This is a genomic window from Ruegeria sp. N11, assembly GCF_056531525.1.
In genome coordinates this window covers 1-10,400 of sequence record NZ_JBQFLX010000042.1, presented here as the reverse complement: position 1 = coordinate 10,400, position 10,400 = coordinate 1, and the positions used below count along the sequence as shown (strand labels likewise).

Annotated in this window: 10 protein-coding genes and 1 pseudogene; 9 read left to right on the top strand and 2 right to left on the bottom strand. The window is 53.8% G+C overall.

Annotated features, from left to right (window positions below):
- Positions 1–217: 217 nt before the first annotated feature.
- The gene (locus tag ACR0J8_RS23465; RefSeq protein WP_480892650.1) at positions 218–1,048 is read right to left on the bottom strand and encodes a helix-turn-helix transcriptional regulator; all 831 of its coding nucleotides are present in this window, start codon (positions 1,046–1,048) and stop codon (positions 218–220) included.
- 523 nt (positions 1,049–1,571) lie between these two features.
- On the opposite strand from ACR0J8_RS23465, the gene ACR0J8_RS23460 reads away from it, so the two are divergent.
- The 9 genes from ACR0J8_RS23460 to ACR0J8_RS23420 all read left to right on the top strand — a co-directional run bounded on the left by ACR0J8_RS23460 (position 1,572) and on the right by ACR0J8_RS23420 (position 10,139).
- Positions 1,572–1,748 carry a Flp family type IVb pilin gene (locus ACR0J8_RS23460; RefSeq protein ID WP_480527802.1) on the top strand — a complete coding sequence of 59 codons (177 nt, stop codon included), beginning with the start codon at positions 1,572–1,574 and terminating at the stop codon, positions 1,746–1,748.
- A 135-nt stretch (positions 1,749–1,883) separates the two neighbouring features.
- Positions 1,884–2,843 carry a Flp pilus assembly protein CpaB gene (gene cpaB, locus ACR0J8_RS23455; protein ID WP_480527803.1) on the top strand — a complete coding sequence of 320 codons (960 nt, stop codon included), beginning with the start codon at positions 1,884–1,886 and terminating at the stop codon, positions 2,841–2,843.
- A gap of 8 nt (positions 2,844–2,851) precedes the next feature.
- Positions 2,852–4,390 (top strand): TadE/TadG family type IV pilus assembly protein, encoded by a 1,539-nt coding sequence (locus ACR0J8_RS23450; protein WP_480527805.1) that lies wholly within the window; start codon positions 2,852–2,854, stop codon positions 4,388–4,390.
- Positions 4,391–4,402: 12 nt separating this feature from the next.
- The gene (locus ACR0J8_RS23445) at positions 4,403–4,900 is read left to right on the top strand and encodes a TadE/TadG family type IV pilus assembly protein (protein WP_480527807.1); all 498 of its coding nucleotides are present in this window, start codon (positions 4,403–4,405) and stop codon (positions 4,898–4,900) included.
- Entirely contained in the window at positions 4,897–5,544 is a 648-nt protein-coding gene (locus ACR0J8_RS23440; protein ID WP_480527809.1) for a TadE/TadG family type IV pilus assembly protein, read from the top strand. The genes ACR0J8_RS23445 and ACR0J8_RS23440 overlap by 4 nt, the downstream gene beginning before the upstream one ends.
- Positions 5,544–6,770, top strand: coding sequence for a CpaE/TadZ family protein (locus ACR0J8_RS23435; RefSeq protein WP_480527811.1), 1,227 nt, complete (start codon positions 5,544–5,546; stop codon positions 6,768–6,770). The genes ACR0J8_RS23440 and ACR0J8_RS23435 overlap by 1 nt, the downstream gene beginning before the upstream one ends.
- 12 nt (positions 6,771–6,782) lie before the next feature.
- Entirely contained in the window at positions 6,783–8,171 is a 1,389-nt protein-coding gene (locus ACR0J8_RS23430; RefSeq protein ID WP_321253552.1) for a CpaF family protein, read from the top strand.
- Positions 8,168–9,136 carry a type II secretion system F family protein gene (locus ACR0J8_RS23425; protein WP_480527813.1) on the top strand — a complete coding sequence of 323 codons (969 nt, stop codon included), beginning with the start codon at positions 8,168–8,170 and terminating at the stop codon, positions 9,134–9,136. The genes ACR0J8_RS23430 and ACR0J8_RS23425 overlap by 4 nt, the downstream gene beginning before the upstream one ends.
- A 16-nt stretch (positions 9,137–9,152) precedes the next feature.
- Positions 9,153–10,139 carry a type II secretion system F family protein gene (locus ACR0J8_RS23420; RefSeq protein WP_480892645.1) on the top strand — a complete coding sequence of 329 codons (987 nt, stop codon included), beginning with the start codon at positions 9,153–9,155 and terminating at the stop codon, positions 10,137–10,139.
- 176 nt (positions 10,140–10,315) lie between these two features.
- Here ACR0J8_RS23420 and ACR0J8_RS23415 read toward each other — a convergent pair.
- Positions 10,316–10,400, bottom strand: a pseudogene (locus tag ACR0J8_RS23415) (IS5/IS1182 family transposase); the annotation flags it as partial.

The window sequence follows — 10,400 nt, the reverse complement described above, 5'->3', positions numbered from 1 at the left end:
GCGACCAGATACGACAGATGCCCGAAGGTCTTCCTCTCCGCCATCGCCCTCGCCGCAACCGTCATTTATTGGTTATGAGTCCTGACCCTAGGCAAGCGGAGAACCCATGCTGGCGAAAACCCAAACGTCGCAATATCAGACGACATACTTCAATCCCACATGAGCAGCTCGTCTTGTCAGCCAGCAAACTTCAAACACCAGTTACCAATTTTTATTGTCAACCTGCAAAACCCTTGAGCTTTCCTCCAGCTTGGGCGTTCCGATTTAACAGATGCAAAAGTTCGACCTGATTGGACGTACCGGTTTTAGAGAAAATTGAACTGAGGTGTGAACGAACAGTTGCGGGGCCAACCGAAAGAGTTTCCGAGATTAGCTTTACTGTCATTCCTTCCCTCATCATCGCACAAACCCGGAACTCGCATCTGCTGAGCGCCGCCGGGTTCTGAGGATCAAGGATCGGGACATAGTCGCCGCCGCTGTCTTCGGACAGACAATGGCTGCGGGGCTGCTCGGACTTTGCAGAAATCGCACCGGGCAAACGGTTCTTCCATCCAGTCGAAAGAGTTGAAGTCAAAACAGCTAACAAATCCAGATCGGGTTCCAGAGGGCTGACACTGTAGTGCAATTCAATGTAGTCGATATGTGACGCGGTTGTCTCAAGCGGAACCACAATGACTTCGACCAACCCTTCAGGTCTATGATATTGATAGCGAGACATTGGTGCCGCACCGGATAGCATCATATCCGTTAATGTCCAGATAGATCCCGGCTTTGCATTTGAGATGCATTCCCCAAAAACCAATTCTGCTTGGGTTTGAGGTTGCGACGGCCATATCTTCCCTTGTTGGACGCAACACCGTGCAATGTGCTTAACTTTCCAACCAGCTTTCGAAACCCTGACAATTAAAAGCGCATCCGCATTTAGCAGACGCATTAAAAAATTTGCTGCATTTAGAATAGAGCCATTGTTATTTACGGCCCGCGTCCATTCCATCACGAAGTTAAAACTGTCCTTCGCGTGGGTGCTCTTAACAAAACTGACACTCATACCCCACAACCCAACTAGATAAAAAAAATCGTCAAACCAAACACGTCCGAACCTGGACGACAAATTTGTTCTACACGAAACCTATGAGCAACCGGTTTCACCGCGCGGGTTGCACTTCCGCGTTCAAACGGGCCACAAGTAGATTACTATAAATCATTCATATCTATCAATTTTTTTCAAATCTCTACATATTCTCAACTACCAAGCTCCCTCCAGAGAAAAATTTCCACACCCCAAAACTGGCTATCAAATTGATTACAATTTCAGCCTTGGCCGAGCCATTGTTTACAGCCGAGATGATTCTTTCGCGCTTTAACACCCTGTTAATGCTGGGTTAATTCTTTTAATCCTTTAAGTGATAGCAGCATACAACTTACATCCTTTGCGTGTAATATATTTACCTTTGAGGGAAGGATGCTGCTTCCCACGCCCCTATTCTGATTCCAAGCTAAAGCATTTTTTGCCTGGCTTGCGCTGCATTACTGTGGAGCGTTGAAACTAACTTAACCTTTTGGGGGAAATAATGATCAAATTTTTGAAGAAGTTTGCCAAGAACGAAAGCGGTGCGGCAATTGTTGAGTACGGACTGGCCCTTTTGGTGGTCGCCTCGATTGCAGTCGGTGCATTTTCGTATCTGGGCACTACCACCAATACAAACGTGACTGGTGCCTGTGCTGCTTTGGGCAGTGCAACCTGCTGACCGAAACCAGGTCAGAACATCAAAGAATTCTGCGCCCTCACTCAAGTTTGGCGGCGCAGAATTTACCGCCAGGAATTTCGCAAAAACAGGAAAGCCGAAGTTCCGTATTTGAGTGCGAGACTTTTGGAGAGAGATATGCGTATCAGACCAATAATTTCTACGCTGTTTGGAATTGCGATAGCTTCCGGTTCCGTTTACCTGGCGAAAGACCATATTCAGTTCAAGGCCAACACAGCAAGCGTATCGCCTGATGCAGATTTGGTCGAAATTTATGTGGCCCGATCGGAGATCGCATTTGGCCAAACGATCGAAGCTCACAACGTTACGATCCACCCCTGGCCGCGCGAAGCACTTCCGGCCGGAGTTTTCACGGAAATCGACGTTCTTGTTCCCGACAACCGCCGCCAATTGCGCCGCGCCAAAGGGCGGTTCTACCCCGGCGAAGTGATGCTTCTTTCAAAGGTTTCGAACTTTGGTGAAAAAGTCACGCTGGTTCAGAAACTTGGAGAAAACACGCGCGCCATGGCGATCGAGGTCGATGCCGTGACTGCGGTTGGCGGATTTGTCACGCCCGGCGATCATGTAGACATCGTCCTGACGCAAGGTGCGAAGCAGGAACTTCGCGCGGTGACCATCTTGCAGAACATCCGCGTGATTGGCGTGGATCAGCAGTCAGAGGAACTCAGCGATCAACCTGAGATCGCCCGGACGATAACCGTTGAGGTCACCCCACAGCAGGGACAACGTCTGGCGCTGGCTCAAAAGGCCGGAACACTGAGTCTGACGCTCAGAACACTGGATAATGTTGAAGATGAACCCATGGAAATGGTTCGCCTGCGCGATCTTTTGCAGGAAGAAGGCCCGGTGGAGAAAGTCGAAGCTCAACCAACTGTAACGGTCCGTCGCGGAACCGAGACCGAGGTTGTAACCATCCAAAGGCAGCTCAACGAAGCGGAAGAGAGAACAGACGCCGAGCCTGTCACCGAACTGGAAACGACCCCCCAGAAAGATGCTCAACTTGCCCCGGCGGTCGCGACGCCGCAGGTCAAACCTCGCGCTCGAACGATAAAAATCAGCCAGGCACCCAGCCAGTAAGCCCTGCCATGCGAGTAGCTGCTTTCATATCCGATTTCATCAAGGATGACCGTGGTACGGTAGCAATCCTGTGGGGCACCGCCTTGGTCGCTTTCCTCGGCTTCTTTGCGATCACTCTGGATGTTGGCCGGTTGAACTCTACCCATGCCGAGCTTCAGTCGTTTGCGGACAACGTGGCCCTGGCTGCGGCCGCTGAGCTGGACGGACAACCTAATGCGATTTCGCGGGCCACAAATGCGGCGGCAAATCTGATTAGTGACAGTCAGACATTTGCGAATGGCAGCGCCGCGCTTTCAGGTTCATCTGACTATACCCTCTCGTTTCACTCCGCGCTTCCTGCTTCAGATCTTACGCCGCTCGGCGCGGACCTCACGACAGATCCGCGTCAAGCAAAGTTCGCGCACGTCGTGTTGACACCGAAATCGCTGAGCATGAGCCTTGCTTCCGCACTGGACAAAATGCTTGGAGGGAGCGGTTTCTCGGCTGCCGGCGTTTCGGCCGAAGCGGTGGCCGGATACTCGAAAGCCGCGTGCGATATTTCACCTCTCATGTTCTGCCTTCCGCCGAATTGGGAGTCCACTCTGACAGTCGGCGATCAAATCCTGCTTCGCAGTGGCGGCAATGGTACTGCCTGGGGGCCCGGTAATTTTGGCTTCATCGATCTGGCAAACTTCCAGGACACCTCGGGTGTGTGCGCAGACGAAGGTGGCAACAAACTGGCGTGCCTCATCGCGGCGCAAAGCCAGATCACCCAGTGCATTCTCACCAACGGGCTGGACACGGAACCAGGGCAGAAAGTCGGCATCACAAACGCGGCATTCAACGTGCGTTTTGACATCTACCGCTCTGTTCTCAATGGCGAGAAAAACAACATAGATTTCGCGCCGGCGCCGAACGTGATCAAGGGCATTGAAAAGAACGGTGGCGGCGCTTGCATTCAAGGCAACGAACAACCGACACCCGACACAACCGGCCTTGGTCGCGACCTGTGCATGGCGGCGGGCACCTGCGGCGGAAACAACCGTTTCGGCGATGGCACCTGGGATCGGGCCGGCTACCTGAACCAGAACCACGATCTGGCTGATGGGCTGGCAGACGGTGTTGGCAGTGACACTCACCTGCCCCCGTTGTCAGGGTCGAATTCAGTATTCGCGGGCACGCGATACGGGATGTATCTTCGGGAAATTGCCTACGGGAATACAAACCCTTACGCAGCACCAAACGCTAACGCCATCCTTGATCCTTCTCTTGCCGAAACCGGCCGCCCAATGTGTTCAAGCCAAATGTCGAATGACCCGGCGCGGCGCGTTGTAACAGCGGCCGGCGTTGATTGCGCACAAAACCCTGTTTCCGGTTCGACGACCGGGGTTCCCGTAACAAAATTCGTTGCCGTCTTCCTGACGGAACCGGTGGGCGATGATGGCAGCTCGCCACCCAGTTTTGACATTCACGGCGAGGTCGTCGGCTTCCCGGATGTCACCGGTGTTGGAAGCGGCGGTAATGGCTTCGGTGGCATCTTCCGCGACGTCGTACAGTTGTATCGTTAAAGGCGCACGTTCATGAGTATGAGGCACAGATTTCCTTTCAGACGTTTCGCCAGGAACGACGACGGCGCAATCCTTGTCGAGTTCGGCCTTGTTATGCCGATCATGTTGCTTCTATTGGCCGTAACTCTGGAGTCGGCGCGCCTTATGTGGTCGTACCAGTCGGTCATCGCCGGTGTGCGCGATGCCAGCCGCTACTTGTCGCGAGTTACACCTGCAGATATCTGCACATCCGGTGGCTCTGTTGCGGGGCTGACCACGACTTTGAAAAACATTGTTGAGCAGGACATCAACGGAAATAACCTGTTTCCGTCCAGCGTGACGGTCAATTCCGTGACGCCAAGCCTGTCTTGCGTGTCCGGCACCTATCGAATGAACCCGGCCCCTGTTGGCCAGGTGAGTGCCAATATCACCATTCAGTTTCCGCTGGGCGGCATCCTGACGCTGTTCGGCAGCGGTGCGACATCAGTGACCACGGACGTCGCTGATACATCGCGGATTTTTGGCCAATGAGACGCCTGCTGGATATCCACGCGCGTTTGCGACAGAGCGGTCGCTCATTCCTGCAAGAGCAGCATGGTGGCGTTCTGGTCGAATTTGCGCTGGTCGTGTCGTTGTTTTCTTTCCTGTTCCTTGCGCTGTTGGACTTTGGCAGGCTTTCGTACAGTGGAGTGAACGCACAAAAAGCAGCGCAGTTGGCCGCTCGTATCGCCGTGGTGCGTCCACCTGCGTGTGCTGGCGTTCCGCAAACTCACACGCGAGGAACATCTGCACTCCAACCTCGTTTCGGCACCTCATGCAGTGCCTCGGTCGGCATATGCGCCGATCCCATGACCCCTACGTGTTCGGGTATCGCCACCAACGCCACTGCGTCGGAAATCTGGGATCGCGTCAGTCCGCTTCTGCCACCGGGCACAACCATCAGCGCACTGCAATTTTCCTATGATTTCAATTCCAATCTGGGTTTCCTGGGCGGCCCTTACACACCCATGGTCACTGTTGAACTGAACCTGAGTGATTTTCAGTTCGTGTCGCCTCTGGCCGCTTTGGCCAACGCCGCGGGTGCGACAAGCAGCACAATCTCTTCGACAGCCGGCTATTCCAATTTCAGCGTCTCGCTGCCTGCTGAAGACCTTGCATTAGGAGAGTCAGGGTAATGAGTAACCACGTTTCAGATCTCAAGTCACAATCGGTCATGCTTCTGTCAGCAGGAGAAACAATCGCGCAGGCGGTCGCAAACGCGTTTCCCGCTGTCAAAGAAAACAAAGTTTCTGAATTGGCTGGCTCGTTCAAAACACTGAACGGAACCGCCCGCGAAATGGCGTTCAAGCATGACGTGGTGATATTTGAAATCGACCCGGATGACTCGGGCGAGGTACAAGCCGTCGAAGAACTGCTGACGCATCGCGATGATGACACCTTGTTCGTGGCGCTGACGCAGAATGATCTTTCGATCACCAAAGCCCGTGAACTGCGGAAAATTGGTATCGACGAAGTGCTTCCCTTGTCGATCGATGGCGAGGGATTGAAAGCTGCGGTCAGTGAAAGAACCATATCGCGCACCGTTCCGCAGCTTCAGACGAGGAACGGTCTGTCCGCCTTGGGTCGGGTTATCCCGGTTGCAAAATCCCGTGGCGGTATCGGCGCGTCTACTGTTGCGGTGAACCTTGCGTGCTCGCTGGTTGGCAGCAAGGGCTCCCTGTTTCGGAAGACTGAGAAAAAACGCGTCGCACTTTTGGACTTCGACCTGCAATTCGGAAACGCAAACGTGTTTCTGGATCTCGAAGACAACGGAGGGTGCCTTCAGTTCATCGAAAACTCGGATGAGCCCGATGACCATTTCCTGTCATCGATCCTTCAGAACCACAAACTCGGCATCGACGTGCTTTGCGCGCCTGCCCCTTTGGTTCCGCTTCAGTCGATACATACGAACCTTCTCGAAGGTATGCTCGATCTGCTTCAACGTCGTTACGACTATATTGTCATCGACCTGCCCTGTGCCGTTGTCGAATGGGTCGAACCCATTTTCAAGCGTGCGACCCAGCTTGCGCTGGTTACTGACACAACCGTGCCATGCGTGCGCCAAGCGCGACGTTTGATTGATTTCTACCGCGAAGCCAATGTCTCTCTTCCGGTCGAAGTTATTGTGAACCGCGAACCTAAGACTCTGCTCAAGCCGGGGCACGTTCGCGAGGCAGAGAAAGTCCTGAAAACCAAGCTGAAACACTGGCTGCCCGAGAACCACAAGGTCGCCCGCAACTCAGTCGATCTTGGGCGTCCCATCGTGGACATGAAGCCGGGATCCGACCTTGGCAAAGCCCTGACAAAACTTGCTGGCGCGATGTCTGAAGACGTTCGGCCGGTGGCAACAAAAACGACTTAAAAGGAGATCACCGTGTTCAATGAGTATAGATCACGCAAGGCTGCATCCAATTCGAATGTCTTGGTCCTTGAGCAGCCAATCGAAGTACCCAGGCCCAAGGTGACTCCGGAACCCGTGGACGTTGATCTGCAAGCGCATCTGGAGCTCAAAAGCCGTTTGCACGGCGAACTTCTTGACCGGCTAAACTTGTCCGTGATCGACAAGGTTGAGCGGTCGGAGCTGAAACGTCAAATCGCATCGTTGGTGACAGGCCTGATCGAGGCGGAAAACCTTCATTTGCGGTCCGAGGCTTTCACATCACTGGTCGACGAGTTGATTCACGAAGTGATGGGGCTGGGTCCGCTGGAACCACTTCTGGAAGACCCGACGGTCAACGACATTCTGGTCAACTCATATGATCAAGTCTACGTGGAACGCTTTGGTTTGTTAGAAGAATCGACGGCACGCTTTCGCGATGAACGCCATCTGCTTCGGATAATTGACAAGATCGTCAGCAAAGTCGGTCGTCGCATTGATGAATCCCAGCCATGGGTCGATGCGCGCCTGGAGGACGGCAGCCGTGTCAACGCAATCATTCGCCCGTGTTCCGTGGACGGGCCTGCGCTGTCGATCCGCAAATTCTCGCGCAATCCTTTGACGATCGACAAGCTCGTTCAGCGAGAAAGCATGAACGGCCAAGCTGCCAAGCTTCTGGAGGCGCTGGTCGAAGCAAGGTTGAACATCCTGATTTCCGGTGGCACCGGTTCCGGCAAAACAACAATGCTGAACGCCGTTTCATCCTTTATCGACGGCAATCAGCGTATCGTAACAATCGAGGACGCCGCCGAACTTCAGCTGCAACAAAGCCATGTGGTTCGTCTGGAAACCCGCCCCCCAAACTCGGAGGGACAGGGCGTGATCACTCAACGCGATCTGGTGCGCAATGCGCTCAGGATGCGGCCGGATCGCATTATTGTCGGGGAAGTTCGTGGGGCTGAATGTTTTGACATGCTTCAGGCCATGAACACCGGCCATGACGGGTCGATGACCACCGTTCACGCAAACTCAGCGCGTGATGCGCTCAGCCGGGTGGAACAGATGGTGACTATGTTGGGGGCAGAATTGCCCATCAAGACCATCCGGTCTCAAATCGCTTCGGCCATCCAAATCGTGTTGCAACTGAGCCGCCTCAGCGATGGTACACGCAGGGTCGTCAGCATTTCGGAAATCACCGGCATGGAGGACGACACGATCACCATGCAGGACATCTTTGTCTTCAAACGTCGCGGCAAGTCTGAAAACGGGGATGTATTGGGAGAGTTCCTGCCGACCGGCATCCGCCCAAAATGCTTCGACCAACTGGTTGCCGCGGGCATTGATGTGGATAGCGACATGTTTATTCGCGGGGCAATGACGTCATGATTGATCTGCAACCAAACACACTGAACATTCTGATCTATATCGCGATTTTTCTTGGCATTCTGCTGGTTTACGAGGGTCTGCACCAGCTTCTGCTTCGCAGGGAAACCCAAAGCGAAGCCAGGAACCGGCGCATGAAGATGATTCAGGACGGAGCCTCAAGTGATCAAGTACTGCAAGTCCTTCGGGATCCCGCGATGCTCGCCGCGGGGGAAAAAGCCGGTCCAATAGTTCGTTTTCGCCGTTTGCTCGTTCAAGCGGGGTTAACGATCAGTCCGATATGGGCTGCCCTCGCAGTCGTGTTCTTGGCCTTGTTGACCTTCGCAGGCGCGTCCCGGTTTCTCGTCCAGGAATTGGCAGCCCTTCTGAGCGCGGTTCTCGGTCTCGTTGGGCCGTTCATCGTGCTGGTCGCCATGAAGAACGCTCGATCGAAGAAGCTGACAAAACAACTGCCGGACGCTCTGGATTTGATGGCCCGGGGATTGAAGGTTGGTCATCCGGTTGCTGTTACGGTTGGAAACGTCGCAACGGACTTGCCGGATCCAATCGGCACGGAATTTGGCATCATCAAAGATCAGATCAATTACGGCGATGATGTCGCGACTGGCTTTCACGACTTTGCGCAACGCGTTGGCACCGAGGACGCAAAGTACCTTGCCGTGAGTATTGGCATTCAGCATGGAACCGGCGGCAACCTTGCGCGGGTTCTGACCATCCTGTCCCAAACCATCAGGGACCGGCACACAATGCAGAAGAAGATCAAGGCGATCTCCGCTGAAGGTCGTCTGAGCAGCCTAATCCTCACGATCTTGCCGGTAATTATCTACCTATCGATCGAAATTTCCACGCCTACCTTCTACGGCGACGTTCGCAATGACCCACTGTTTCCCTATTTCGCCTGCGTGATTGTAGGCCTGACAATTGCTCAGGGGCTCATCTTGAACCGCTTGGTTAAGTTCAAGTTCTAAAAAAAGGGCTGATGATATGGATATTATTCAAGAGTTTCTGAGTGAGCAAAGCCTCTCGCCGCAGTTCTTTTTGCTCGTCGGAATTGCCCTTAGCGTGTTTTTTGTTGTCATGGGCCTGTCCGGGTTAACCGAGGCCGACAACACGGCGGCACAGCGCATGCGTGGAGGGTCAGTTTCAAGTGGGCACGGTCAGGATTTTGACCTCATTCAAGGCGACAACCGCGATCCGCACGGGCTTCTCAAGGCGTTCGTTCCGTCGTCGAAGAACGAACGTTCCAGGATTGGCAAGCTCCTAAGACAGGCTGGCATTCAACGAAAGCACGCCATTCGCACATACTACACCTGCCGTGTAATTTTGGGATTTGTCCTGCCGGCCACATTTGTCGCAGCCATGGCGCTGCCAATAGAAACCCAGGTTCAATTGGGGATCGCCGGCATATTGCAGGGTGTTACTTGGATGAACACATTGCAAATCGTAACGGTGTTAATGGTCTCGGGCTTCTATGGACCCGCAATCTGGTTGCGCTATCGCATAAAGAAACGCCGCCAGGCAATTGAACACAGCCTGCCAAACGCACTCGATCTGCTGCAGGTGGCGATTGAGGCCGGTCTGGGTTTTGATGCAGCGATGATCCGTGTGTCACATGAGATGGCAAGTGCGGCGCCCGAGATTTCGCAGGAGTTCTCAATTCTTCAGTTGGAATTGCAGGCGGGCAAGGAACGACAGGCCGCCTTTCTTGACATGGCCGACCGGGTCGGAATCGACGAGTTGAGTTCATTTGCCAACGCGTTTTTACAATCCAACCAGTATGGCACCAGCATTTCCGCATCGTTGCGCAGGTTTGCGACTGACATGAGGCTTGATCGCGAGCTACGCGCTCAGGAAAAGGCAAACCGCCTTCCAGTGCAAATGTCCGCCGTTATGGCCATGTGCATGATGCCCGTTTTGTTGTTGATTTGCCTTGCGCCAATGCTGATCCGCTGGGTGAACATGTTTGGGTAAAGCAAAGGTGGTGGTGACAATGAGGCGTGCGATTGTTCAGTCAGGCCGAGGACAATCCAAACATATCCTGAATTTTGCCATGCTCAACTGATCTTCGGCTTGCAAAAAGCTAACCAGAGTATTCGACGGATCAGTTCTTCTACAGTTCCGAAGTAATGGCTTAGGGTCAGGACACATAGCCAGTAAGTGACGATTGCCGCCAGCGCGATGGCTGACAGGAAGACCTTTGGGCATCTGTCGTAACGGGTCGCGACCCGCCGC

Excerpts from the sequence above, each read along its gene's own strand:
- ACR0J8_RS23465 (WP_480892650.1), bottom strand. The coding sequence starts at position 1,048 with ATGAGTGTCAGTTTTGTTAAGAGCACCCACGCGAAGGACAGTTTTAAC.
- ACR0J8_RS23460 (WP_480527802.1), top strand. The coding sequence starts at position 1,572 with ATGATCAAATTTTTGAAGAAGTTTGCCAAGAACGAAAGCGGTGCGGCA.
- cpaB (WP_480527803.1), top strand. The coding sequence starts at position 1,884 with ATGCGTATCAGACCAATAATTTCTACGCTGTTTGGAATTGCGATAGCT.
- ACR0J8_RS23450 (WP_480527805.1), top strand. The coding sequence starts at position 2,852 with ATGCGAGTAGCTGCTTTCATATCCGATTTCATCAAGGATGACCGTGGT.
- ACR0J8_RS23445 (WP_480527807.1), top strand. The coding sequence starts at position 4,403 with ATGAGTATGAGGCACAGATTTCCTTTCAGACGTTTCGCCAGGAACGAC.
- ACR0J8_RS23440 (WP_480527809.1), top strand. The coding sequence starts at position 4,897 with ATGAGACGCCTGCTGGATATCCACGCGCGTTTGCGACAGAGCGGTCGC.
- ACR0J8_RS23435 (WP_480527811.1), top strand. The coding sequence starts at position 5,544 with ATGAGTAACCACGTTTCAGATCTCAAGTCACAATCGGTCATGCTTCTG.
- ACR0J8_RS23425 (WP_480527813.1), top strand. The coding sequence starts at position 8,168 with ATGATTGATCTGCAACCAAACACACTGAACATTCTGATCTATATCGCG.
- ACR0J8_RS23420 (WP_480892645.1), top strand. The coding sequence starts at position 9,153 with ATGGATATTATTCAAGAGTTTCTGAGTGAGCAAAGCCTCTCGCCGCAG.